Here is a 25876-nt window from a genome sequence, read left to right as displayed (position 1 = left end):
GTCCGCTCAACGATGGTACGGTGACACGAGCTTTCCAACGGTGGCAAAACTAGGTGTACAAATCACAGAAAGGATTCACTATGCGTGTTTTGGCGGCTATGAGTGGTGGCGTCGATTCTTCGGTGGCAGCTGCTCGCGCATTGGCAGCAGGACACGAGGTTGTGGGTGTGCACTTAGCCCTGTCGAAGGATCCGCAGTCCGTTCGCGCTGGCTCCCGGGGTTGCTGTTCACTGGAAGACTCCGGCGACGCGCGACGGGTATGCGACGAATTGGGGATTCCGTTCTATGTATGGGACTTCTCCGAGCGCTTCAAAGAAGAGGTCATGGACGACTTCTACGACTCATACGAACGTGGCGAAACCCCCAACCCCTGCCTGCGCTGCAACGAACGGATTAAGTTCGCAGCCCTGTTGGAACGCGGTCTGGCGCTCGGCTTCGACGCGGTGGTGACTGGTCACTACGCTTTGCTTGGCGACGATGGTCTGTTGCGCCGTGGCCGCGATATGAAAAAGGATCAGTCCTACGTCCTTGGAGTGCTCGACCGTGAGCAACTCAACCACTCCCTTTTCCCGGTCGGCGATACTGAAAAGCCCGAGATCCGCGAAGAAGCGCGCGATATGGGGCTGGGCACGGCAAATAAGCCAGATTCTTACGATATTTGTTTCATTCCGGATGGGAATACCCAGGCTTTTCTGGGCGCTAAAATTGGGCGTCGGCCGGGCCTTATCGTTGATAAGGAGAGCGGCGATACCGTCGCTGAGCACGATGGTGTTTATGGGTTCACCATCGGCCAGCGCAAAGGCATTGGCCTGCCCGGGCCTATGGCTGACGGCAAGCCACGCTATGTCACTGGAATCGATGCGGATACCGCAACGGTGACCATTGGCACTGCCGAAGATCTGAAGGTCAATGTGCTGCAGGCGGACCGAGCTATTTGGTTGGTTGAGCCTTCGGAGGTTGTGGCAGCGGCAGATGCAGGGAAACTACAGGTGCAGGTACGTGCCCACGGTCAGCCTGTGGACTGCACTGTCGACGTTAAGGCAGGTCCAGAGGATGCACTCACCGGCCGAGGTGGTGCTTTTGAGCTAAAGCTCTCCGAGCCGCTTCGCGGTATCGCTCCAGGCCAGGCGGCGGTGCTGTATCACGCTGATCCGGCCGGAGACTATGTGCTCGGTTCTGGCACGATTATTGCTACTTGTTAATTCCTCATTCAGGAGAGCGCGTTTTCCGTGACATCTTTTGTCGGCTTAGGCCCCATGCCGGGTATCGATCCCCGTGCAGCAGCAGAGATCATTATAGGTGAATGCTTGGACGGACATGTAGCGCTGCCGCTACTTCCTGCGCGCGGCCTCGGTGCTGATTTGATTGGCCGCACGGCTGTACTCATGGCCGACCTGAACGTGGATAGGGGAGCGCGCAGCTGGAAGATAGCTGACAGAGTCGGCCGGCTTCAATCCCGGGCCCGTGATTTCCTCGCTCGAGACATTGATGCCTGCGAAGAACTGTGGGAAACGGCGCCTCAGCTGGTTCGCCTGGTAGCAGCTGGCCCCTGGACTATGGCAGCTTCCGTGGAAACTGCCGGTGGCAGGTTAGTGGCAACAGACCCTGGTGCAGTTTCCTACTTCGCCGAATCTCTGGCTGCTGGCCTCATCGACCAGGCTGCCGATGTGCGACGTCGCTTTGATTGCGCCGTGGAAGTCCTTCTCGTTGAGCCGATGCTCAGTGCAGTTGCCAGCGGGACAGTACGCGCCCCTTCAATGATGCTTGGTATCAACGGCTACCTTCCAGCTGTCGGATCGCGTGAGATCGCCGAAGAGTACCGCCGTCTCACGTCCGAATTGCTTAACGATGGAATCGAGACCGCAATCGCCGTGGAGAAAATTGAGGGTGTGGAGCTCAGCGCAATTGCAGACTCCGGTGTTACCGGGCTGTGGATTCCGCATACTGAACTCTCGACGAATGCAAACCTGGACTTTGTTGCTGCGGCGGTCGATAAGGGAATAGAGCTGCAGCTTGGCATCGTGCCCGTGCATGTAGCGGAGCGGGAAGAGTTTACCGGAGCAGCTATCGGTAGCTCTCCGCGTGGAGTAGCTGAGCAGGCTGCACGGTTGTGGGAGGAATTGGGGTATTCCCACCAGAACCGCGCAAGCAAACTCTCCATTGCCCCAGTGTCAGGGTTTGCGCACAGCGACGTTGATGAAACTATTGCTCAGCTTCGTGCGGGTCGGGAGACAGCTGAGTTGATGCGTCGCGCTGCGGGGGATTTGTAGCCTGCGCGGTAGCGGAGACCAATATCGCTTCCACAGCTTCTTCATGCCACGCAATGTAGGTATCCAACTGTTCGTCGTTAAGCGAAAGTGCCTCTACGGCAGTGACGGCGGAGTTGACAATGTTTTGGATTGTGCGTGCGACGAGATAGCCCTGAGATTCGGCGAGGCTGTCGAGCTTAGTGATTGCCACGACGAGAATGTCATGCAGTTCCGAGTGAATCGCACCGATTTCGCGCTGTGCATCTTGGTGAAAGTGGTAGGAAAAGACAGCGGTGCGCCACGCGTGCTTTGAGTCGCTGGCCATACTGATGTTGGCGCGGACAAATGCGCGAGCTGCGGAAATAGGGTCCTTTGCCTCTTTCACGGAAGTGCCGACGGTGGCTTTCCATTCGGGGAAGTCGCGTAGGACCAACGCTGCGACCAGATCATCGACAGTGTTGTAGTAGCGATAAAAACTGGACCGAGCAATTCCGGCTTCCTTTGCAATCTCACCCACCTTAAGGGGTGCCTCGATGTCGCTAAGTGTTTGTTTTGCGAGCAGGCTGCTAGCGGCATCCATCAGCTTTTCATTGACTTGTCGACGGTGTTCGACAACGGTGGCCGCAGAAATTCTAGGCATGGCGAAATCCTCGGATTCTGAGAAGAAATGGAGCGTTCGTTTCTCTGATTTTATAAGTCACGGTGTTCTCATAATCTCAGGAACTGGAGACAATCCACAAGAAAATGCAGATAATCACCTAGAAAGGACACCCGCGTCATGTATCGGCGATTCAACGCCGCTTTATTTGGCACTAAACGACGCATGTGGCTCACCATCGTCGTGTCGTTGCTGGTAGTGGGGCTTCTGTCAGCAGTAGCGCCCTCTGTGGAGGACGTAAAGACGAATTCCGGCGACGGTCCGTCGGAAACTGCGCAGTCAATGGAAGCGAAGAAGCGTCTCCGTGAGGCATTTCCCACCGAGCCAAATCTTCTGCCTGCCGTCGTAGTGTTGACCTCAGACTCGGCAAAGACCACTGAGAAAGCCGCGCACGACGTTCTCGCTGATTTAGCTGAGCGGGACGGGGGTTTTACTCGGGCGCCGATTAGCCCCGTGTGTACCAGCTTGGGAAGCCAGGTGCTTCGTGAAGGCAAGTGTATCCCGGGTTCACCGGAAGGAACCCGCAGCGAGGATGGAAAGACCGTAACCATCGTTGTCCCCACGGTGGGCGATGCTACTGAGAAGTCCTACCGCGATGACATTGATGCACTGCGCGAGGATATCGCCGCCATTGCAGATAATGCTGACAAATCCGGCAACGTGGAAACTCACCTCACCGGCCCAGCGGGCATCGTCACCGATACCGTGAAGGTCTTTTCCTCTGGTGACCGGGTGCTCATGCTCGGAACCATTCTTTTGGTGCTAGTTATTTTGCTACTAGTTTATCGTTCGCCAGTACTCGCGGTCCTGCCGTTGTTGGCCGTTGGTGTTGCAATGCAGCTGGTACAAAGCGTCGGCGCGTTGCTCGCAGATACCGGTGCCATTGAGATCAGCTCGCAGACCGCATCGATTATGACAGTGTTGCTCTTCGGTGTCGGTACTGACTATGCGGTGATTATCAATGCCCGCTACCGTGAAGCACTGGCTACCCAGCGAGAAAAGGGGCAAGAGCTGGACCGTAATGCTGCAATGGTGGATGCAATGGGGCGTACTGGCGAGGTTCTCGCTAGCTCCGCAGGCACCATCATCCTGGCAATGATGGCGCTGCTATTCACCAAGTCGCCCGCGTTGCAAGGCTTCGGCCCGTATCTCGCTATCGGTGTCGCTTCAATGGCCATCGTTGCTGCCGTGTTCCTGCCGGCGTTGTTCATTGCGGTGGGCAAGGCTGCATTCTGGCCGGGCGGATATGACAAGGCACTCCAGCGAGTCGACTCGAAGATGTGGACGAAGGTCGCCAATACCGTCGACAAGAAGCCAAAGGCTGTTCTAGCCGCAGGCCTGGCACTGCTGATTGTGATGTCGCTGGGGGTCTTGAATTACAAGGAGTCTTTCAACTTCCTCACTGGCTTCCGCGTGGATACCGACTCGGCGGCGGGGCAGGAGCTTGCGGCCCGCGATATTGGTGCGGGCGAAATTGCCCCGACTACCTTGCTTATCGAAGGGAAGAATCTCGACTTGCCGCAGCTGCAGCAGGCCGCTGAAGAGGTGGCAAAGAAGGATTCTGCGGATATCGCCCGAATTAGTGTCACTGCCCGTGATGTCACCGATGACGGTGAGACGGCACACATGACTGTTGTGCTCAATCAGGATCCATACATCATAGAATCCATGGAAGCTCTGGAACCCATCAGCAATGATGTGCGCGATGCACTGAAGACGGCTGGTGCTTCCGCAGACACGACAGTGACTGCCACGGGCGAAACCGCTGAGCTTAGCGACGTCCGCGCTGAGCTCGATCGCGATATCAAGATGCTGGTGCCAGTGATGATTGTCATCGTGGCAATTGTGTTGGCAGTGCTACTCAAATCCCTACTAGCGCCGCTGTACTTGGCAGCGACACTGTTGCTGTCGTTCGTCGCCACGATGGGGGTAACCGTCCTAATTGCACTGAATATTCAGGGAGATGAGGGCATTGGTAACCGCGTGACTTCCTACATTCTGGTGTTCTTGATTGCACTGGGGGTGGACTACACCATCTTTGTGATGAGTAGGCTGCGGCAGGAGCTGAAGCACCACGATATGCGTGCGGCAATGAAGATTGCCGTTGCCCGAACTGGCGGCGTGGTTTCATCGGCAGGTCTGATTCTGGCAGCTACCTTCGCAGTGCTGATGACTCAGCCAATCCGTGAGCTCTACCAGTTCGGTTTGGGCCTGGCACTTGGTATTTTGCTGGATACCTTCGTGGTCCGCCCCTTCATTGTCCCGGCCATTGTCCGCCTGATTGGTGACAATGCACTGTGGCCAACAAAGCCGAGCAAGTTGCTCGCCGAATCAAAGGAACAGCCGCGGGCAGAAATAGTGTCAGCCGAACACTAGTGGGCAGTGGCTAACCAGCCCTTCCGTGTGCAAGTACGGTGAGCCGACCTTAAGCGTCAGTAACGTCGGTCGGCCACCCGAAAGTGAAGTTAGATACGTCGCGGCCTTTGTCTGCCAGCCAACGCTGCAGGTTCTTCTTGTACTGGTAGTACGCGACAGCTTGCAGCTCCATGAGTTCGTCTCCCGATTTTTCGGTCAATTCACGGTAGTGACGCGCCATCACCCACGCGATGCGCGCGGCGGCGAGAGCATCCTCGGTGGCATCATGTGCCCCGTCTAGCCGCACCTGATAGTGGCGGGAGACATCAGTTAGAGTGCGCTTTTCACGGCGATCAGGATCGAAGTAATTGTCCAGCACAAAAGGATCGACCACGAGCCCGTCAACAGTAAAACTGGGGTCTTGCGAGCGAAGTACGGTCAAATCATAGGCCGCGTTGTAGGCCACTACAGTCAGACCATCGCGCCAGGCAGCTCGAAGACCCGCAATGGTATCCGCCAAAACTTCATCATGCGGACGCCCCTCCGCGCGAGCTTTTTCAGTGGTGATGCCGTGCACATCAGACGCAGCTTGCGGAATTTCGACACCGGGATCGGCGAGCATGATGGTGGAATCTTTGCCCTGCTCCGTCAGCCGGACCAATGCGGAAGTGACGATTTTGCAGGTACGGGGGTCCGTGCCGGTAGTCTCCAGATCAAACGCGAGCATGCGTCGCGGATCGAAATTATGCATGTCTCAACTGTAGCGGAGAGCACGGATTCACTGACGTGACAGGAACGGGTCAAGAGAATTTCAGTTCGACCGGCGCATCCGGGCAATGACATAGAATGAGCGACGTGACTTCCTCGACCGATGAGAACTCCGACCTGTCAACCTCCGATTTGTCTTCGTTTTCCAGCGCCCCCGCCTCCGAACCAGCGCCGGCGGACGTCCGGGAGAATTGGCAAGATCTAGCTACTCGCATTCGTGAAAACGCTGCGCTGTACTACACCGCACAGCCGGTTATCTCCGATGCTGAGTACGACGAGATGTTCCGTCAATTGCAGCACTTAGAGGAGCAGTGGCCCGATCTGGTGGTGCCGGACAGCCCCACGCAGCAGGTCGGTGCGCAGGTCGAAGCGCCTGCCGACGGCGAAGTGTTCGAGCCCGTTGAGCATCTCGAACGCCTCTACAGCTTGGATAATGTTTTCGATGAGCAGGAACTGCGCGACTGGTTGGCCCGCACTCCGGCCAGCACATACCTGACTGAGCTGAAGATCGATGGCCTGTCAATTGACCTGGTCTATGAGAAAGGTCGCCTTGTCCGGGCGGCCACCCGCGGAGACGGCCGCGTGGGGGAGAACGTCACCGCTAATGCGCGCACCATCGAAGATATTCCGCATGAAATCAGCGGCGAGAACATCCCCGACGTGCTCGAGGTACGTGGTGAAGTCTTTATCTCGTTGGAAGAGTTCGAACGCATCAATGCCGACCGCGTCGACGCAGGCCAGAAGCCGTTCGCGAACCCGCGTAACGCAGCTGCGGGTTCACTGCGACAAAAGGACGTTGCAGAAGTGGCAAAGCGCCGTTTGTCCATGATTTGCCATGGAATTGGCCATATCGAGGGATGGCGTCCGCAGTCCCAACACGAGGCCTATCGGGCTTTGGACGAGTGGGGCTTCCACGTGTCGCCGTATACAAAGCAGGTTCATTCCGCGGACGACGTCGTCAAGCAGATGCAGTACTGGGGAGAGCACCGCCACGATGCTATCCACGAGATGGATGGGCTTGTGGTCAAGGTTGACTCCCTTTCCGAGCAGCGCGCGCTGGGCGCGACCTCGCGGGCGCCACGCTGGGCGATTGCGTATAAGTACCCGCCAGAAGAGGTCACGACGGACCTGCTGGACATTCGAGTCTCCATCGGACGAACTGGTCGTGCGACGCCATATGCCGTCATGAAGCCAGTCTTTGTGGCGGGATCGACGGTCGAGATGGCGACGCTACACAACCCTTCTGAAGTGCACCGAAAGGGAGTGCTCATCGGGGACCGCGTGACCATCCGCAAGGCCGGTGACGTGATTCCAGAGGTGCTCGGTCCCGTGGCCGATCTCCGAGATGGCAGCGAGCGAAAGTACATTTACCCGACTCTGTGCCCCGAGTGCGGTACTCGTTTGGCTCCGGCAAAGGACAGCGATGCCGATTGGCGTTGCCCCAATACCCGTTACTGCCCAGGTCAGCTGCGTCGTCGTATTGAATTCCTCGCCTCTCGCTCCGGGTTTGATATTGAAAACCTGGGGGAGAGGGGTGCTGCCGACTTGATTCATCGCGGCGTGCTTGACGACGAGTCCCTGCTCTTCGACCTCACCGAGGAAGATTTGCTCGGCACTGAGGTCTACACCACGGCTTCGCGCAAAACGCTGAATGCCAATGGTAAGAAGCTGCTGGCCAATATTGAGGCAGCCAAGGATAAAGAGCTGTGGCGTGTATTGGTCAGTCTGTCTATTCGCCATGTGGGCCCGACGGTAGCGCGGACCTTGGCGCAGAAGTTCGGCTCGATGGAGGCGCTGCGGGCTGCGAGCCGTGAGGAGATTTCGGCGATTGACGGGATCGGTGAGATTATTGGCGATTCCGTAGCCGATTGGTTTGAGGTGGACTGGCACCGCGAGGTTGTTGAGCGCTGGGAAGCTGCGGGTGTGCGCATGGCCGATGAGGTCACCGATCGCCCAGATCAGGTGCTAGAGGGATTGACCGTGGTAGTCACCGGCTCTTTGGAGGACTTCACACGCGATAGCGCGAAGGAAGCCATTATCTCCCGTGGTGGTAAGGCCGCGGGGTCGGTGTCGAAGAAGACCGACTACGTGGTGGTTGGCGAAAACGCCGGCTCCAAGGCCACAAAGGCCGAGGAACTGGGCTTGCCCATCCTCGATGAGGATGGGTTCAAGCGGTTGCTGGAAACTGGTCAGGCCTAAATCTTGGTCTCTTCTAGCTTCCAGACCTCGTTGGCGTAATCGCGGATGGTGCGGTCGGAGGAGAAGCGGCCCGAACGGATGATGTTCAGGAAGCACTTCTTGGCCCACGCCAGCTCGTCGCGGTAGTCCTCGGCCATGCGGTCACGGGTTTCGCGGTAGTCAGCGAAGTCGCCGAGGACGTAGTAAACGTCGGCCGGCTCGTACCCGTTGGACTCTAGCAGCGAGAAGTGCAGGTCGTGGAACATTCCGCTGCCACCGTCATCAAAAGTGCCGTCGACAAGCGAATCGACAGCGCGCTTGAGCCCCGGCACCGTTTCGTAAGTGCCACGTGGGCTGTAGGTGCGGCGCAGCTCCGGCAGTTCCTCTTCCAGCGCACCGAAGATGTAGGCGTTCTCTTCGCCGGCGGCGTCGACGATTTCGACGTTTGCACCGTCCATGGTGCCCAGCGTCAGTGCGCCATTCATCATGAACTTCATGTTCGAGGTACCCGAAGCTTCCTTACCGGCAGTGGAAATCTGCTCGGAGACGTCGGTGGCTGGGATGATGTGCTCTGCCGGGGTGACGTTGTAGTTTTCAACGAAGGCGACCTGCAGACGACCGTCCATGTCCGGATCGTTGTTGATCTTGTCCGCGATAGCGTTGATGAACTTAATGATGGCCTTCGCGCGAACGTAGCCTGGGGCGGCCTTGGCACCGAAGATGAACACGCGCGGTGGCACGTCCAGCGCTGGGTCTTCCTTGATGCGGTAGTAGAGATCCAGGATGTAGAGCGCGTTGAGAAGCTGGCGCTTGTACTCGTGCAGACGCTTAATCTGGGTATCGAAGATGGCGTCCGGGTTCACCGAAATACCCTGGCGGTGCTCCAGCCAGGTGGCGAAGTCCCTCTTGTTCTCGTGCTTGATGTCGAGAATCTCACGCAACACGGCCTCGTCGTCAGCAAACTTTTCGAGCTCAGCGAGCTTGTCCAGGTCGGTGACCCAGGCATCCGAACCCGACAGGCGAGTCAGCAGCGCCGACAGGCGCGGGTTGCACTGGTTGAGCCAGCGGCGCGGGGTGACTCCGTTGGTCTTGTTGTTGAAGCGCTCCGGCCAGATATCGTGCCAGTCCTTCAACGTTTCGCGCTTAATGATTTCCGTGTGCAGGGCAGCCACACCGTTGATGGAGTACGCAGCGTAGCAGGCGATCCACGCCATGTGGATGCGGCCGTGGGAAATCGGCGCCATGTAGTCAATCTTGCCCTGGTCGAAGCCGCGCCCCGCCAGGTCTTCGCGGAAGCGGCGGTCGATCTCACGGGTGATCTCCAGAACGCGACCGAAGAGACGGTCAAAAATGGAGTATTCCCAGGTCTCCAACGCTTCTGCCAGAACGGTGTGGTTGGTGTAGGCGAAGGTGTTGGAAACGACGTTCCAGGCGTCGTCCCAGCTCATATCGTGCTCATCCAGGAGTAGACGCATCAGCTCTGGGATCGCGAGCACCGGGTGGGTGTCATTGAGCTGAATGGAGTTGTACTTGTGGAAATCGCGCAGGTCCTCGCCGTGATTCTCGATGTAAGAATCAATCATTGTCTGCAGCGAAGCCGAGACGAAGAAGTACTGCTGGCGAACGCGCAGCACCTTGCCGTCATAGGTCGAGTCATTCGGGTAGAGCACGCGGCACAGGTCATGGACGCGCTCCCGTTCGACAATGGCGTCGGTGAAACGCTGCGAGTTGAAGGCGTCATAGTCGAACTCACGCATTGGCTCCGAGTGCCACAGGCGCAGCGTGCCGACGTTATCGGTGCCGTAGCCGGTAATTGGCATGTCATATGGAACAGCGCGCACGACCAGGTCATCAAAGGTGACAATCTTGGACAGTTCCTCGCGACGAATGACGAAGGGGTAGCCCTCTTCCATCCACGGATCCGGGTGCTCATCCTGGAAGCCGTTTTCAAAGCTCTGCTTGAACAGACCGTAGCGGTAGAGGATGCCATAACCGGTCACCGGCAGATTCTGCGTGGCACAGGAATCCAGGAAGCAGGCGGCCAGACGACCCAGGCCACCGTTACCGAGAGCGGCGTCGTGTTCGGCCTCGAGCACGTCTGTCAGATTCTTGCCGTACTTTTCCACCGCAGCGGAGGCCTCATCCACCAGGCCTGCATTGAGCAGGTTGTTCAGCAGGGCGCGACCCATGAGGAACTCGGCGGAGAAGTAGTGCTGCTGGCGGGTAGCAGCGTATGCCTCCGTGGTGCGCTGCCAGTTGTCCGCTAGGTCATCGACAACAACCCGTGACAGACCGGACCAGAATTCCATCTCAGTGGACGACTGGGGGACACGGCCGGATTCGGCACGAACGTGGGATCCGACGAGGTCACTCAAGTTCGACATCAAAGAAGCTCCTTATTGACTGGTATCATTTCCAGACTTTACCGCTAAGCGTGAATCACTGCGCTCCATAGGGGAGGAGCCATAGGGTAAGAGCTTCGAGCAGAAGGGAGCAGCCCACTAGTCGCTGCTAGTCGATAATCGCGCCGACAATCGTGCCAATACGTCCCAAGTGCTCAACCTCACTTGGCAGGAAGTCCGGCCCGCCGGGCCGGCCAATAACGAGAACCAGACCCTCGCCCATTGGAGTAGCGGCAATGGAGGAGTCCATAACCGTCCAGTCCTCCGGCAGCCACGTTTCTTCGTCCGGATCCAGGTTTCGTGGCGAGTCAATCGGGGCTTCCGGCAGAGTCCGGCCGTTATCCTCTGGAGCAGCGGTAGAGGAAGCGCGACGCACCCAGTGGCCATCGCTCTGTTCGCCGAGGACGATAGCCCAGCCTGCAGTCATAGTCTGAGGCAGGCCGTCGACGACATCTCCGAGGGCACGATCCAAGTTCTTCGTGTGCTGTGAGAACTTGGCCAGCAGCGCAATCTGTCCGCGGCGGTCAACCGAGCCGGAGAAAGGTCTAATTGAATCGACTTCCACTCCGCTAATGGACTGAGCCGCTGTAATCAGTGTGTCTGGGAGCAGGCCCATAGGCAGGTCAACCACGATGTCGTCGACAACAACGCCATTAGCGCCGTAATCTACGACGTCGACACTGCGAATATCACCTTCTACTTCGCCCAGGGCAGCCGCGACGTAGCCAAGTGCGCCTGGTTCGTCGGGAAGCTGGATGCGAAGGAGGTAACTCATGGCTGTGTGTACAACCTTTCGAATAATTGAGAGTGATTCTTGCGGTGTAACTATAGAAGTAGTGATTTAGGTTACAGGGTAAACCTCTGAAATGTAAGACCCTGCGGACAACGACTCAACGATAACGACTACTGTTGGCAAGTACAGCCCGCTCGCGCGGTTCAAAATCAGTTTCAACTAAACTTCTGTGCACTAGCTTCGTACGAAGAAATGAAAGGGGTACTAGCGTGCCAGCTATCTCACGCGATGAGGTCGCACACCTAGCGCGATTGTCCCGTCTGGCTCTGACTGACGCGGAACTCGACGAGTTCGCCGGTCAGATCGACGGCATTATTAACCACGTCCAGGCCGTTCAAAAGGTGGCTGCGGATGATGTGGAACCGATGAGTCACCCCTCTTCGCTGTCCGGTGTGATGCGCGAGGACGTCGTCAAGCCGACGCTGACTGCGGAGCAGGCGCTGGACCAGGCGCCGTCGCAGGGCCGCCAGCGCTTTGAAGTTCCCCAGATTCTCGGCGAGTAGGAGTACGTGGAAGAAATGACTGCAGCTAACCCGAATCTGCATGCCGCTGTTGCTGAGGACCCGATTCTGGGGCTGAGCGCTTTCGAGCTCGCACAGAAGATTCACGCTCGTGAGCTGACCTCGGTAGAGGTCACCCAGGCGTTCCTCGACCGTATCGCGGCAATTGATGAGGACATTCACGCATTCCTGCACGTCGGTGCCGAAGAGGCCCTGGCTGCAGCTCGCAAGGTCGATGAGTCGCTGGATGCTGGCGAGGAGCCGGCCTCCGCGCTGGCCGGTGTTCCGCTGGCACTGAAGGATGTCTTCACTACCACCGATGCGCCGACCACCTGTGCTTCCAAGATGCTCGAGGGCTACATGAGCCCTTACGACGCAACGGTTACTGCCAAGCTGCGTGCAGCTGGCATCCCAATCCTGGGTAAGACCAACATGGATGAGTTCGCCATGGGCTCGTCGACTGAAAACTCCGCTTACGGCCCGACTCACAACCCGTGGGATGTTGAGCGCACCGCAGGCGGTTCCGGTGGTGGCTCTTCCGCGGCGCTGGCTTCCGGTATGGCTCCGCTGGCTATCGGTACTGACACCGGTGGCTCGATTCGTCAGCCAGCAGCTCTGACCGCAACGGTCGGCGTGAAGCCGACCTATGGCACGGTATCCCGCTACGGCCTGGTCGCTTGTGCCTCCTCGTTGGACCAGGGTGGGCCGACCGCGCGAACCGTTCTGGACACCGCGCTGCTGCACGAAATCATTGCTGGTCACGACGAGAATGACTCGACTTCCACGGAGCAGCCGATTGCCGATGTGGTTGCTGCTGCCAAGGAAGGTGCTACCGGTGACCTCACGGGGGTTAAGGTCGGCATCGTCAAGCAGTTCGACCGCACCGAGGGTTACCAGGCCGGCGTACTGGACAGCTTCCACGAGGCCGTCGACAAGCTTAAGGAAGCTGGCGCAGAGGTGGTCGAGGTCGATTGCCCGAACTTCGACCACGCACTGAGCGCGTACTACCTGATTCTGCCGTGTGAGGTCAGCTCCAACCTGGCTCGTTTCGACGGCATGCGTTACGGCCAGCGTGTTGGTGATGACGGTTCGCACTCGGCCGATGAGGTCATGGCTATGACCCGTGCCGCTGGTTTCGGCGATGAGGTTAAGCGACGCATCATCATCGGTACCTATGCGCTATCGGTCGGTTACTACGACGCCTACTACATCCAGGCACAGCGCGTCCGTACCCTGATTCAGCAGGACTTCGAGCGGGCCTTCGAACAGGTGGATGTCCTGATCTCGCCGACCACTCCGACCACTGCGTTTAAGTTGGGCGAGAAGGTTGACGACCCGCTGAGCATGTACATGTTCGACCTGTGTACTCTGCCGCTCAACCTGGCCGGCATGTGTGGCATGTCCGTGCCGTCGGGCCTGGCTGAAGACACCGGCCTGCCGGTAGGCCTGCAGATTATGGCTCCGCGCCACGGTGATGATCGTCTGTACAAGGTCGGCGCTGCCTACGAAAAGGTTCGCGGCTCGATTGCATAAAAGCGTTCAATAAGCCTTAGTCGGTTTTCTGCAACCGTCGTTTTCTCACTGAAGTGGGAGAGCGGCGGTTGTTGTCGTGTCGGGGAGAGTTTCATACATGCGCAGGAACGCAAACATGGAGAGAGTTAGATTTAAAAACCCACCGCGGTTTATGCCGTGGATCTATGGGCTGGTCATTGTCATAGCCATTGCCGTCAGTCTGGTCGCTGCGGTGGTCTTCGGCTCGGCGGATATCACCTGGTCCACCACGACACAGGTCATCTCGCATCACATCTTCGGCACTGAGCTCGATGAATCTGTGCCCGCCAGTTCGGACACCATCATCTGGAACCTCCGCGCTCCCCGGGGAATTCTCGCAGCGATTGTAGGGGCGGGGCTAGCTGTCTCCGGTGTGGCTATGCAGACATTGGTCCGTAACCCGTTGGCAGACCCGTATCTGCTAGGTATTTCTGCCGGCGCCGGCGCTGGTGCGACCGCGGTGATTATCTTTGGTGCTTTCTCCGGTAGCCCCATCGCGCCGCTGACATTCGGCGCACTCCTCGGTGCAGTCATGGCCACCCTCGCAGTCGGTGCTTTCGCCACTGCAGGCGGTGGGCTGACTCCGCTGCGCTTGGTGCTCTCTGGCGTTGTGCTCTCCGCTGCGTTTTCCGCGCTGAGTAGCTTCATGGTCTTCGCTGGGCCAGACCCGAGGGCCGCGCAGTCCGTGATGTTTTGGATGCTGGGCTCTGTTGCCGGTGCGACATGGCTGAAGACGCTCTTCCCGCTCATTGTCCTCATCGCAGTACTGTTGTTTTTCCTGGTCAAAGCCCGTCATCTGGATGCGTTGGCAACTGGTGAGAGCACTGCAGCGGCCGTAGGTATTGACGTTTCTCGGCTACGCACACAGGTATTTGTGCTCCAGGCTGTCCTCGTTGGCACGCTTGTTGCGGTCTCGGGTGGCATCGGGTTTGTCGGCCTGGTGATTCCACACTTGACCCGCATCTTGGTAGGGGCCACACACCGCGTTGTCCTACCGGTTGCTGCACTCATGGGTGGACTGTTTCTCATCTGGGTGGACATCATCGCGCGCGTAGTGGGCGGAAGCCAGGAAATGCCGCTGGGAGTAGTCACGGGATTGGTTGGTGCACCACTTTTCCTATACCTCATGAGCCGTTCGCACTACAGCTACGGAGGTGCCGAGTAAATGAGCGCCCCACAAAAATCTGTACTCGCCGCTAAAGATGTGCGCTGCGATATCGCTGGGCGCACCATTGTCAGCGGAGTCAACCTCAACTTCGGTGCAGAACCCATGACCGCCATCATCGGTGTTAACGGCGCGGGCAAATCCACGTTGCTGCGTGCGCTCGGTGGAATCACGAAACCGGCCACGGGCGAGGTTGAGATTAACGGCAAATCGATGAGCTCAATCAGCTCGAAGCACCGCGCCCGCGATCTGGCTTTCGTCGCGCAGAACGAGGTTCCACCCGCCGAAATGCGCGTGCGCGACTTTGTCTCCCTGGGGCGCTTGCCCTACCAGCGCCTTTTTGGTGGCAACACTGCCGAGGACAATTCCCACGTCGACCGTGCGCTGGAGCTCGTGGGGTTGGAAGCGGTTGCGCAACGCCTGTGTGGGCAACTCTCGGGTGGGCAACGCCGTCGCGTGTGTCTGGCGCGTGCCATCGCCCAGGACTCGCCAATCATGCTTCTCGACGAGCCCACTAACCACCTCGACGTGCGCCATCAACAATCCGTCCTCCGTCTGGCCCGCTCCAGCGGAGCGTGTGTCATTGCCGCGATCCACGACTTGGACCTGGTGATGAACCACTTCGACCGCGTCATCGTGGTCGCGGACGGCGGTATCGCGGCCGACGGCATTCCCACAGAAGTGCTTACCCGCGACTTTGTCGCCCAAATCTTTCAGGTTGAATCCTGTCAGCTCAATTCCCCCGCTGGCCGCCGCCACCTCGCAATCGATAGCGAGCTGGATGCTGTCACCATCAACTAGGAGTATTCCCATGAATTACGGACACACTTTCCGACGTCCTCTTCGTGCCTCAGCAGCTGGTATCGCTGTGGCTGCTCTGGCATTCGGAGCCGCCGCCTGTGGCTCTGATGAGGGAACGCAGGCCTCGTCGTCAGGCCTTACTCTCACCAACTGCGGTGAAGAAGTTAGCTACCCGGGTGTGGCTAAGAAACTGCTAATCAATGACGGCAATATTGCTTCGCTGGCGCTGGCGGTGGGGGCTGCGGATGAGATCACAGCGGTGAGCTCTATGGCCTCGCATCTGCCGGTGTTGACCGCAGCTTACGGCGATGCAATCGCGCAGAAGCCGGAGGTCGCGAAGGAGTACCCGAATCTGGAGCAAGTTATTGCGGCCGAGCCGGATGTGATGCTGGCGGGATGGGGCTATGGGTTTAGCGAGGATAAGGGTATTACCCCGGAATCGCTTTCCGAGCACGGTATCGGCGCCTACACCCTGACGGAATCTTGCCGCACTGGTGACGCAGCCTCGGCGGGCAAGGAAGGCAGTGGCGACCCGGGGCATACTCGTGGTCTGGTGGATCCGTGGGAAGCTGTCAAAATTGATCTGAAGAACATCGCTACCCTGACTGGCCACGACGGTGAGGGCGACAAGGTTATTGCGGATATTGATAACCGTCTACATGCCCTGGATACCGCACCGAAGGGCGACAAGAAGCCGGTGGGTTTCCTCTTTGACTCTGCTGGTGACGCCCCGTTTACCTCGGGTTCCTTTGGTGCCCCGCAGGGCATCCTGGACAAGGCTGGTGCGACCAATGCGACCGAGTCGATTAAGGACACCTGGACTACGACCTCCTGGGAGCATGTCGCGGAGATGAATCCAGACTTCATCGCGATTGTGGACTATCCGGGTCAGACCTTTGAAGAGAAGATCAAGGTTCTGCGCACGAATCCGGCAACGAAGGATCTCGAGGCGGTCAAGGAGAATCGCTTTATTAACCTACCGATTGCATTGTGGACGGAGTCTCCGCTGAACGTCGATGCCGCAGAGTACGTGCGCAAGACGCTCGAGGAATATGGTCTTCTGCCGACATCGGAGGTGACGACGAAGATGGAGCTACCGTCCGAGCTACCAGGGCAGGAGTACCTGCAGAAGTAGTTTCGACCAAGGCCGTCAAGCACGAACTGACTAACACGACTAAGGTGGGCATCATGCGAATTGCGACCCTTACCTCCGGTGGAGATTGTCCCGGTCTGAATGCCGTTATCCGTGCAATTGTCCGTACCAGCTCGAGCGAGTACGGCTCAACCGTCGTCGGTTTTGAGGACGGTTGGATTGGTCTTATGGAAGACCGTAGGGTCCAGCTTTACGACGATGAGCGGATTGACCGCATGCTGCTGCGTGGCGGCACGATGCTGGGCACCGGCCGCGTGCATCCGGACATTCTCATGTCTAACCTCGACCGCATCAAGGAAAATCTCTCTGATGCGGGCATCGATGCCCTGATCCCAATCGGTGGCGAAGGTACGCTGAAGGCCGGCAAGTGGCTTTCGGACAATGGGGTGCCGGTTGTCGGTGTTCCGAAGACTATTGATAATGACGTCAACGGTACGGACTACACCTTCGGTTTCGACACGGCTGTGGCTGTTGCCACCGACGCGGTTGACCGTCTGCACACCACTGCGGAATCCCACCAGCGCGTCATGATTGTTGAGGTCATGGGTCGACACGTGGGCTGGATTGCTTTGCATGCGGGTATGGCCGGCGGTGCTCACCACATTGTCATTCCGGAAAAGCCATTCGACATCAACGAGATTGTGAAGTCGATGGAGCGCCGTTTCCAGATGGGTGAGAAGTACGGCATTATCGTCGTCGCTGAGGGCGCCACCCCGAAGCCGGGCACCATGGAGTACGAAGAGGGCGGTGTTGACCAGTTTGGTCACCAGACCTTCAACGGTATTGGTCAGGTCATTGGCGCGGAGATTAAGAAGCGCACCGGGTACGACGTTCGCACCACGGTTCTGGGCCACATTCAGCGTGGCGGTACGCCGACTGCGTACGACCGCGTGCTAGCTACCCGCTACGGTGTCCATGCCACCCGAGCAGTACACGAGGGGGACTTCGGCAAGATTGTCGCTCTGCACGGTGAGAACATCGAGCGTATCGACATCGACGATGCGGTTGCTGAGTTGAAGGTTGTGCCGGATGGCCGTTACCGTGCCGCTGCTGCGCTGTTTGGTTAAGCACGCGTTGCTAAACATTTAGGCACATCTTCGTAACAAAATAGGCATACTGCCCGAGCTGGTGTATCAATCACCAGCTCGGGCAGTATGCTTTGTAAGGTTCCGGTTTTGAAAAATAGACTTATATTTAGGATTTTTTCGTTATGTGGAAAAGAGCCACAACAATCGCGATGGCCTTTGTCGGCCTAACTGTCGGTGCCGGATTCGCATCCGGCCAGGAAATGATGCAGTACTTCGTGGCATTTGGCACTAACGGCTTGTGGGGCGTTGTACTCGCTTCCGTCGTGATGATTGCCAGTGGTTTGGCGGTACTGTCAATTGCCAGTTACTTGCAGGCTGATGAGCACTCCGAGGTCTTCGACGTAATCACCCGCAATTGGGTTTCGAAGATTCTGGACATCGCCGTGATGATCACGCTGTTCTGTACTGGCTTCGTCATGTTCGCCGGTGCCGGTGCGAACCTGAATCAGCAATTCGGACTTGAGGTGTGGATCGGCGCCGTCATCATGGTTGCCCTGACTTTGGGTGTCGGCATGCTGGATGCGGACAAGGTCAGCCGAGTGATCGGCATGATCACTCCATTCATTATCGTGTTCCTGCTGGGAGCCGGTATCTACACTTTGTTCACCACCGATACTTCGATGTCGGAGGCCGCGCAGTACACCACTGAACTGTCGACCTCGCTGCCGCACTGGTCTGTTTCTGCCCTGAACTATGTTGGTTTCTGCGTGATGGTGGCCGTATCGATGTCCATCGTCATTGGCGGTAGCTACCTGAACCCGCGTGAAGCTGGCATCGGTGGTCTCATGGGCGGCACCATTTACGCAGGTCTGCTGACGTTGGTGACCTTTGCCCTCTTCTTCAAGGTCGAGTCCGTTGGCCATGAGGATATGCCGACTCTGGCAATTGTCAATGAAATTCATCCGGTTCTGGGTACGGTGATGGCGATCATCATCTACGCCATGATTTTCAATACCGCCATCGGTATGTTCTACGCGTTGGGTCGCCGCTTGACACGCAATACTCCGCAGCGTTTCCGACTGGTATTCATCGTGACGGTGCTGATTGGTTTTGGATTGAGCTTCTTCGGTTTCAAGGCCCTGGTTGGCTCCATCTACCCGGCCCTTGGCTACGTCGGTATCGCTCTTATCGTGATTCTGTGTGGTGCGTACCTGGCTGGACGTAACAAGCTGATGGAGGAGTCGAAGCGTCGCGGCCGTATCCGTAAGCTCGCACGCCGGAAGATGCATCCGAACAAGAAGTTCACCACCGCCGATCAGAAGAAGCTCGACCGCGCTTTGGCCAACTCCAACATTTCCAACGTCGATCTTCAGGAGAGCGTCCGCGACGACATCGTCGAGGAACTGGTTAGCGACGATAATGTTGAATTCACCGAGGATGACGCCGAGCGCATCGTAGAAAAGGATAATGAGCGCCTGGAGAAACTTTCCGAAATCGAGGAAGCCTCCGATGAGGACAATCCTCGCGAGACCGCGAGGGACTCCTTCCCAGGCGAGGTCACGGCTACTGCGCCGAAGAAGCTTGCCGGACAGACTAAGAACGCATTGAAGCGTGTGGCTCACCCTAAGCCGAAGAAAGAAAAGTAACTAGCGCGACTAGGCGGCTCGAAAATTTAGGTGGCTCGAAAATAGAAGGCATCGCACCGGTAGGGAAGGGCGATGCCTTCTTCGTATGTGTGCCCCAAGTGTTCGTGGAGATACCAATGTAAGTTCGTCTCCACCTTGGCGCGTGTGGCAGGCTTGGAACGAAGCCAATAGGAACGGGTTCGTGCCAGCAGCACGATGTCCTCGATGGTCAGTGTCTGCTCCCAGGCCAGGCGTACCTCATCGACTAGCTCCAACTCCGGGCCAACCTCGGGGTAGAAGCCGGGACGCAACACGTCGCCGGCGTGCATGATACGGCTGAGCCGATGCACCCACGGTACGGAAACATCCAAGGTGTTCCACACCAACATAGCCACGCCATCCGCGCGTAGCACCCGAGTGAGTTCTTTACTTGCAGCTGTCGGGTCCACCCAGTGCCATGTCTGCGCACATGTTGCTACATCGACGCTGTTGGACTCCAGTCCCGTGTGCTCCGCAGTGCCGTTCAGGCATTCCGCCGCTGGCACATTGTGCATCAGTGCTTGCCGCATCGCGGTGGAGGGATCGAGTGCCAGCAGGGTGGCGTCGCGGTAGACGTCGGCAAGCGAGGCGGTGAGTTTTCCGGTGCCGGCGCCGATATCGGCGACTACCTGTGGGCGCGGTGCAAGGCGGGTAAGCGCTTCACTGACGGTTGGAGGATATCCGGGGCGTACGCGGTGGTAGCCAGTGGCGCCGTCAGCGCTTTCTTGTAGGTCGTCGTCGAAAGTAGCGCCTGCGCGGTGGCGGTCAGCGGCGTCACGGAACGTTGGCGTTTCGCGTGCTGACGTCGGTGGAATCGGTGGGTGTTCGTTAACTCCGGGCACGACTTATACCCTAGGGCACGCCTGCGGGGCCATCGCTAGTAGACTCTACAAACATGACCGCTGCATACGCTGATGACTTGATGGACTTTGATGAGGTCCTCGAACGTTTTGACCCGGTAATGGGCATGGAGGTTCACGTCGAGCTCTCGACGAATACCAAGATGTTCTCGTCCTCCTCGGCGCACTTTGGTGCCGAGCCGAATAGCAACGTCGATCCCTGCAGCCTCGGCCTGCCGGGCGCGCTGCCTGTGGTTAACCGTCAGGGCGTTGAGTGGGCCATCAAGATTGGCCTGGCGTTGAACTGCGAGATTGCTGAGTCCTCTCGCTTTGCGCGCAAGAACTACTTCTACCCGGATCAGCCGAAGAACTACCAGATTTCGCAGTACGACGAGCCAATCGCCTACGACGGATATCTTGACGTTCAGCTTGACGACGGCACGGAGTTCCGTGTCGAAATTGAGCGCGCTCACATGGAAGAGGACACCGGCAAGCTGACGCACTTGGGCGGTGCCGATGGTCGTATTCACGGTGCTACGCGTTCGCTGGTGGACTGCAACCGTGCAGGTGTTCCGCTGATTGAGATTGTCACTAAGCCGATTCTCGGTGCGGGGGAGCGTGCCCCAGAGGTTGCTCGTGCGTACGTTTCTGCGCTGCGTGACCTGGTGAAGTCCCTCGGTGTCTCCGATGCCCGCATGGACCAGGGCTCGATGCGTGTGGACTCCAACGTTTCCCTGCGCCCAATCGGCCAGGAGGAGTTCGGCACTCGTACCGAGACTAAGAACATCAACTCCCTAAAGTCGGTTGAACAGGCTGTTCGCTACGAGATGCAGCGCCAGGCTGCTGCGATTACTAATGGCGAGGAGATTGTTCAGGAAACTCGCCACTACCAGGAGACCGACGGCACGACCTCCAAGGGCCGCCCGAAGGAATCGCAGTCGGATTACCGCTACTTCAACGACCCGGATCTGCCACCGGTGATTGCTCCGCGTGAGTGGGTGGAGGAAATCCGCGCAACTCTGCCGGAGCTGCCGTGGGTGCGTCGTGCCCGTATTCAGGAAGAGTGGGGTCTAAAGGACGAGGAAATGCGCGACCTGGTTAACGCCGGCGCTCTCGACCTGATTGTCGACACCGTTGAGGCTGGTGCCGGCCCGGCTGAGGCTCGTTCCTGGTGGGTCGCTTACCTGGCGCAGAAGGCCAACGAGGCAGGCGTGGAGCTGGCTGAGCTCGCGATTACCCCGGCACAGGTTGCACGTGTGATTGCACTGATTGAAGAGGGCAAGCTGACCAACAAGCTGGCCCGTAAGGCCGTCGACGGCGTGCTCGCAGGCGAGGGCGATGTTGATGAGGTCGTTGCTGCCCGTGGCCTGGAGGTCGTTCGCGACGACGGTGCTATTGAGAAGGCCGTCGACGATGCACTGGCTGCTAACCCGGACATCGTCGAGAAGTACCGAGCTGGCAACAAGAAGGTCGTCGGTGCCATCGTGGGGCAGGTCATGAAGGCCACTCGCGGCAAGGCAGACCCGGCTCAGGTCAACCAGCTGATTGCGAAGAAGCTGAGCTAGCCTCCCTGAAAGCTAATCCGGGGAACCGCCGGCGGCACCATCGCTCGGCAGTCTGACGACGCGTTCGTCGGACTCCGACGGTTGTGCCCCGGCGGTTTTGTTGGTCGTGGCACCCCAAACTTCAATACCCTGATTCGCTGCGACAGCCGCTACATGCGAGATGTGGCCGAAGTCGCCGTCGACAAGCACTTCAGGGGAACCCTTGACCTCCCACGCCGCGTCGGGCCCACTTGACTTCGGACCCACCGGCATGGAGATGACCTTCTGCGCGTCTGGGATGGCAATGACCACGCGGTCACCCATCACTGCGCATCCACCGATGGAATCGTTCAGGTCCACACCGCCGAGGGGGTTAATCACAGGGCCGGTGAGCTGAACCAGTTGTGGGGTGCCGTCGAGAATGGCGGTTGCCAACGGCGGCATTCCGTCCGGACCATGGCAGAACTGCTGAAACTCAATGCCTGGATCTCCCACGAGCAATTTGCGCGGGGACAGGGTGTCCGAAGTTCGGTCAAAATAGATTCCGAGAATGCCGGGCTCGCTGAGGTCCGGAAGTTCGCGCACATCAGCGGTGCTGCCCTCCACGAGGGTGACGCGCGCAATGGTGTCGTCGTTACGCAAAACAAAGACCTGACGGTCCTCTTCAACCGAGGGACTGGGCAGCAGTTGTTTTGCAGGGGCGCCGAGCCGTGCGACCTCACGCGGTGTCTTACCCGGTGCGACAGCGGTGAGTGCACCGTCGTCGGTGGCGACGAGAGCTTCCCCAGGGCCGGTTGAGGCTAGCGCGGTGGTAAGCGGTAGGCAGGCGGCGAGAGTGACATCATCGAGGTCGCAGGGACCTTTGTCTTTGGCTTTGCTTTCCGTGGTCGGGACCGGGGTAGAGGGCAAATCAGGGGAGGAAAACTTCGGCATGGCAATGCCTGTCGGTTCTGACTTGTCTTCAGTAAACGGCAACTCAAGCGCGCTCGAGGCACTCATGCAGCCGGAAAGAGAGACCATCCCGACGACACCAGCGGCGAGCGCAGCACGACGACGCCGCCCGCGAGCGCGAGCCTGTGCACTGCTGGTGTGGACGAGGTGGAATCCCATAGGCATACACAATACAGCCTCGTTTCACGGCCACGCCTGCGACCAAAAGTGAGGCAGTAGTTTTAATGTGGACGATGTGAGCGACTCAGAGAAGTACCCGAACGACCGCGCCCTCGAGAATGTGGAGGACGGATTCGATGACGATCTCGACGTCCCGACCTACCGCAAGCTCGCTGAGCCAATGAACGAAGAAACCAACCGCGATGACAGCGACAACACCGCAACGCAAATTTTTCCGGGTGTGCCGGAAAAGCGCGTAGATGAGGAGCCGGAGGCGGAGGTAGACCAAGAAAACCTGCCGCCGGAATCCGCCGCTGCATCAGAGACAGTGGCAGAGACAGAGGTCGAGCCGAGCTCGGAGCCGGAGCCTGAAGTTCAGGAAACCCCGAAGAAGCGCTACGACGCCTACGCCGCTGCAGGCCGCACGGCACCTCAGGTGATTAGCCCTGCCGGTAAGCCTTCGCCGCGGGATGAACAGGCCGAAACTGAATTGGCACCCGCGGCCGATAAAGAGTCGGAGGTAGCCCCGGAGTCGGAGGCGACCGAGATCTTTGAGCAGCCGGCCCGTAGCGAGCGCGTTGATTCAGATGAGGATTTCAGCCAGCCGACGCAAGCCTTCTCGGCTTCTGAAGCGGCAGCAGCGTCCACAGCGGGAACTGCCGCAAATAAGTCGGAAGCACAGTCAGCATTCGACGATGAGGCGGAGTCAACCTATGGCTCTGCACGCAATTCCGCAGCTGAGACTCAGTATTTCGATGAATCGGATTTCGCTGAACCGGCTGCCTCTCGCGATACCGCTGGTGCCGCTGGTGTTGCAGGAGCAGGCGTAGGGGCCGCCGGGGCAACTGCGGCTACGACTACCGCCGCTGCTGACGACGATGAAGACACGGACTTCAACGACGACAACGAACCGGAGTTCCGTCGCGGTACCACCGACTTCGGCCTCCTGCTGCTGCGTCTTGGATTGGGTGCGCTGCTGTTGGTCCATGGCCTGACAACGCTGCTCGGCTGGGGCAGCTCCGGTGGCACCACTGCGCTGGAGACACAGTTTAGCCAGAACAACTTCGCCCTCGGCCCTGTGATGGCCACTGCCATCCCAACGGTTCAGCTCATCGCGGGTGCCCTGCTCATCTTAGGGCTTGCGACACCGCTGGCCGCAGCATTGGCGCTGGCATTGTCCGCCTACCTCAGCATGTTTGATGTGGCTACCTCTGCCAATGGCGTGAATATCGTCGGCCAGGATTCCAGCAACCTTCAGCTACAACTGTTGATGACCGCCATGGCACTTGGCTTGCAGTTCACCGGCCCGGGCCGCATCGGCATCGACTTCGGACGCGGCTGGGCTCGTCGCCCACTGGCATCGTCGTGGATCTTCGGAATTCTGTCCATCGCTGCAGCAATTGGCCTGTGGTGGCTGACGACCGGCACGCTGCCGTTTATCGGCTAAGGCAGCTCGCAGCTACACAAACAGTCGAGCGGCCTAAACTAGGTTCTCGGTTAGGGCCGGGGTACAATGCCCCCTATGCCAAAGTCGAGACACGCACTAAAGACCACCCTTGCGGTGGTCTTTTTCATGTCTTCGATAGGCGCGACAACGTCGATCCACTCACCATCGACAGCTGCTGCCGACGAGCACAGTGAGGTTGCAGCCTCCGTCTCGTCGGCAAGCGTCTGGCCGACACATCAGGTGAGTCTGCCACGCATGGACCTCAACGCCGAAGGGTTGATTGAGGTTGACCCACGCACGCAAATGGCGGTGAGCTACGAGCCGGTGGGCGTGGGGTACAGCAGCCAGGCATCGCAACGCCCGCTGCCGGCGCTATCCCTGATTAAGTTGTATATCGGTCAGTATGTGCTCGAACACGGCACTGCCGACGATGCCGAGCGCGTCGAAAAGATGATTTCGCGTTCCGACGACGATTTGGCAGCCGACTTCTACCGGAAGTACCCGGAATCGGTCGATTCCGTTGCGACCGAGTACGGCCTGTTCAACACCTCCGGCGGAGAAAAGTGGGGAGTATCGAGGACCACTGCGGAAGATGTGGTGTCTTTTATTTCCCAGCTTCGTCTGAAGCATCCTAATTCTGAGGTGCTTGAGGCGATGCGACACTGGTCGCCGATTGCTGCCGATGGCTATCGACAGAATTTTGGTCTTGCCGGCCTGCCCGGTTCTGAAGGCGCGAAGATGGGCTGGTCCAACCGGCGTTCGTGGCACTCTTCCGTTGTTTTTGGCCCCGGATATGTAATGGCGGCCATTACCGAGGGCAGCAAATATGCACACACCGAGGACGTCGCTGAGGGGATTGCCGACGTCGAGTACCGGGATTTGGTGAAGCCCACGCGGAAGACTGGGCGCAAAGCTACCCTAGAAACGCCAAAGGCCCGTGCGGTAAGCACAGGCCTTTAAGCGGGTTTGATCTAGCTAGTCGACAATGCGGACCGCGCCCTTATCCGCACTGGACGCCATCTTGGCATATGCGCGCAGCGCCTTGGACACCTTGCGCGGACGTGGCTTGTGGGGAGTAAACGGCTTATCGCGCTTGAGCTCTTCATCACGGCGGGCCGCAAGCTCCTCGTCGGACACCTGAATTTCGAGGCGTCGTTCTGCGACATCGATGTACACTGGGTCGCCGTTGCGGACGAGACCGATTGCGCCACCTGCAGCGGCCTCCGGGGAAACGTGACCAATCGACAGTCCAGAGGAACCGCCGGAAAAGCGGCCGTCGGTGACCAGGGCGCAAACCTTACCCAGACCAGCACCCTTGATGAATGCGGTCGGGTGCAGCATCTCCTGCATGCCCGGACCACCTGACGGCCCCTCGTAGATGACGAAGAGAACTTCGCCCGGCTGCAAAGTGCGGTTCAAGATGACAGAGACAGCCTCTTCCTGGCTCTCTACGACGCGAGCGGTGCCCTCGAAGTGGAACTGGTCCTCGCCAATACCCGCGGTCTTCAGGACAGCGCCGTCCTCGGCGATGTTGCCGCGCAGGACACAGAGACCGCCTTCCTTGGTGTAGGCGTGGTCGAAGTCGCGGATGCAGCCATTTTCGGAGTCCGTGTCCAGACTTTCCCAGCGGTTGGAAGTGGAGAACGGCTCGGTGGTGCGCACACCGCCCGG

General features: G+C 58.6%; 21 protein-coding genes. 14 read left to right on the top strand and 7 right to left on the bottom strand.

All coding sequences use genetic code 11. The annotated features are described in order from the left end of the window. Window positions 1–80 precede the first annotated feature (80 nt). Together mnmA and HMPREF3011_RS06605 are read left to right on the top strand one after the other, a co-directional pair. Complete coding sequence (gene mnmA, locus HMPREF3011_RS06610; protein WP_038628517.1) at window positions 81–1202, top strand: tRNA 2-thiouridine(34) synthase MnmA; 1122 nt, start codon at window positions 81–83, stop codon at window positions 1200–1202. A 27-nt stretch (window positions 1203–1229) separates the two neighbouring features. Beyond that, window positions 1230–2270, top strand: coding sequence for a uroporphyrinogen decarboxylase/cobalamine-independent methonine synthase family protein (locus HMPREF3011_RS06605; protein ID WP_038628519.1), 1041 nt, complete (start codon window positions 1230–1232; stop codon window positions 2268–2270). On the opposite strand, the gene HMPREF3011_RS06600 is transcribed toward HMPREF3011_RS06605, so the two are convergent. Beyond that, complete coding sequence (locus HMPREF3011_RS06600) at window positions 2203–2889, bottom strand: TetR/AcrR family transcriptional regulator (RefSeq protein ID WP_052155599.1); 687 nt, start codon at window positions 2887–2889, stop codon at window positions 2203–2205. The two genes, HMPREF3011_RS06605 and HMPREF3011_RS06600, sit on opposite strands and share 68 nt — an antisense overlap. Before the next feature lie 183 nt (window positions 2890–3072). On the opposite strand from HMPREF3011_RS06600, the gene HMPREF3011_RS06595 reads away from it, so the two are divergent. After that, window positions 3073–5283: an MMPL family transporter gene (locus HMPREF3011_RS06595; RefSeq protein ID WP_224792295.1), complete on the top strand. Its 2211-nt coding sequence runs from the start codon at window positions 3073–3075 to the stop codon at window positions 5281–5283. 49 nt (window positions 5284–5332) lie between these two features. On the opposite strand, the gene HMPREF3011_RS06590 is transcribed toward HMPREF3011_RS06595, so the two are convergent. After that, window positions 5333–6013 carry a 3'-5' exonuclease gene (locus HMPREF3011_RS06590; RefSeq protein WP_038628522.1) on the bottom strand — a complete coding sequence of 227 codons (681 nt, stop codon included), beginning with the start codon at window positions 6011–6013 and terminating at the stop codon, window positions 5333–5335. A gap of 95 nt (window positions 6014–6108) precedes the next feature. Between HMPREF3011_RS06590 and ligA the strand changes: the two genes are divergently transcribed. After that, complete coding sequence (ligA, locus tag HMPREF3011_RS06585) at window positions 6109–8229, top strand: NAD-dependent DNA ligase LigA (RefSeq protein ID WP_141745475.1); 2121 nt, start codon at window positions 6109–6111, stop codon at window positions 8227–8229. Here ligA and HMPREF3011_RS06580 read toward each other — a convergent pair. Both HMPREF3011_RS06580 and HMPREF3011_RS06575 read right to left on the bottom strand, forming a co-directional pair. Further along, on the bottom strand, window positions 8226–10592 hold the full coding sequence (locus HMPREF3011_RS06580) for a glycogen/starch/alpha-glucan phosphorylase (RefSeq protein ID WP_070841305.1): 2367 nt from the start codon (window positions 10590–10592) through the stop codon (window positions 8226–8228). The two genes, ligA and HMPREF3011_RS06580, sit on opposite strands and share 4 nt — an antisense overlap. Before the next feature lie 127 nt (window positions 10593–10719). Next, on the bottom strand, window positions 10720–11385 hold the full coding sequence (locus HMPREF3011_RS06575) for an ACT domain-containing protein (RefSeq protein ID WP_038628526.1): 666 nt from the start codon (window positions 11383–11385) through the stop codon (window positions 10720–10722). Between the two features lie 227 nt (window positions 11386–11612). Here HMPREF3011_RS06575 and gatC point away from each other — a divergent pair, with 227 nt between their 5' ends. From gatC to HMPREF3011_RS06540, 7 genes are all read left to right on the top strand, one after another. Continuing rightward, window positions 11613–11906 (top strand): Asp-tRNA(Asn)/Glu-tRNA(Gln) amidotransferase subunit GatC, encoded by a 294-nt coding sequence (gene gatC, locus HMPREF3011_RS06570; protein WP_070841304.1) that lies wholly within the window; start codon window positions 11613–11615, stop codon window positions 11904–11906. A gap of 15 nt (window positions 11907–11921) precedes the next feature. Continuing rightward, window positions 11922–13436 carry an Asp-tRNA(Asn)/Glu-tRNA(Gln) amidotransferase subunit GatA gene (gene gatA, locus HMPREF3011_RS06565; RefSeq protein WP_049181171.1) on the top strand — a complete coding sequence of 505 codons (1515 nt, stop codon included), beginning with the start codon at window positions 11922–11924 and terminating at the stop codon, window positions 13434–13436. 115 nt (window positions 13437–13551) lie between these two features. Continuing rightward, window positions 13552–14619, top strand: coding sequence for a FecCD family ABC transporter permease (locus HMPREF3011_RS06560; RefSeq protein WP_370547363.1), 1068 nt, complete (start codon window positions 13552–13554; stop codon window positions 14617–14619). Then, entirely contained in the window at window positions 14620–15420 is an 801-nt protein-coding gene (locus tag HMPREF3011_RS06555) for an ABC transporter ATP-binding protein (protein ID WP_038628530.1), read from the top strand. Window positions 15421–15430: 10 nt separating this feature from the next. Then, window positions 15431–16555 (top strand): ABC transporter substrate-binding protein, encoded by a 1125-nt coding sequence (locus HMPREF3011_RS06550; RefSeq protein ID WP_038628532.1) that lies wholly within the window; start codon window positions 15431–15433, stop codon window positions 16553–16555. Window positions 16556–16608: 53 nt separating this feature from the next. After that, the gene (locus tag HMPREF3011_RS06545) at window positions 16609–17640 is read left to right on the top strand and encodes an ATP-dependent 6-phosphofructokinase (protein ID WP_038628534.1); all 1032 of its coding nucleotides are present in this window, start codon (window positions 16609–16611) and stop codon (window positions 17638–17640) included. A gap of 143 nt (window positions 17641–17783) precedes the next feature. Then, complete coding sequence (locus tag HMPREF3011_RS06540) at window positions 17784–19247, top strand: YkvI family membrane protein (protein WP_038628536.1); 1464 nt, start codon at window positions 17784–17786, stop codon at window positions 19245–19247. 26 nt (window positions 19248–19273) lie between these two features. Here the strand turns inward: HMPREF3011_RS06540 and HMPREF3011_RS06535 are convergent, their stop codons facing one another. Further along, window positions 19274–20107, bottom strand: coding sequence for a class I SAM-dependent methyltransferase (locus HMPREF3011_RS06535; RefSeq protein ID WP_038628538.1), 834 nt, complete (start codon window positions 20105–20107; stop codon window positions 19274–19276). Between the two features lie 53 nt (window positions 20108–20160). On the opposite strand from HMPREF3011_RS06535, the gene gatB reads away from it, so the two are divergent. Continuing rightward, window positions 20161–21669: an Asp-tRNA(Asn)/Glu-tRNA(Gln) amidotransferase subunit GatB gene (gene gatB, locus HMPREF3011_RS06530; protein ID WP_038628540.1), complete on the top strand. Its 1509-nt coding sequence runs from the start codon at window positions 20161–20163 to the stop codon at window positions 21667–21669. Window positions 21670–21681: 12 nt separating this feature from the next. Here gatB and HMPREF3011_RS06525 read toward each other — a convergent pair whose 3' ends face one another. Continuing rightward, on the bottom strand, window positions 21682–22758 hold the full coding sequence (locus tag HMPREF3011_RS06525) for a glucose dehydrogenase (protein ID WP_224792294.1): 1077 nt from the start codon (window positions 22756–22758) through the stop codon (window positions 21682–21684). 76 nt (window positions 22759–22834) lie between these two features. Between HMPREF3011_RS06525 and HMPREF3011_RS06520 the strand changes: the two genes are divergently transcribed. Together HMPREF3011_RS06520 and HMPREF3011_RS06515 are read left to right on the top strand one after the other, a co-directional pair. Continuing rightward, entirely contained in the window at window positions 22835–24205 is a 1371-nt protein-coding gene (locus HMPREF3011_RS06520) for a DoxX family membrane protein (RefSeq protein ID WP_224792293.1), read from the top strand. A gap of 75 nt (window positions 24206–24280) precedes the next feature. Next, window positions 24281–25165: a hypothetical protein gene (locus tag HMPREF3011_RS06515; protein WP_224792292.1), complete on the top strand. Its 885-nt coding sequence runs from the start codon at window positions 24281–24283 to the stop codon at window positions 25163–25165. Between the two features lie 15 nt (window positions 25166–25180). Here the strand turns inward: HMPREF3011_RS06515 and HMPREF3011_RS11415 are convergent. Further along, the coding region (locus HMPREF3011_RS11415) for an IlvD/Edd family dehydratase (protein WP_246821451.1) at window positions 25181–25876 on the bottom strand (696 nt) is incomplete at its 5' end.

The organism is Corynebacterium sp. HMSC074C04 (genome assembly GCF_001838295.1).
Taxonomy (GTDB): Bacteria; Actinomycetota; Actinomycetes; order Mycobacteriales; family Mycobacteriaceae; genus Corynebacterium; species Corynebacterium amycolatum.
This window is presented reverse-complemented; position numbering and strand designations above follow the sequence as displayed.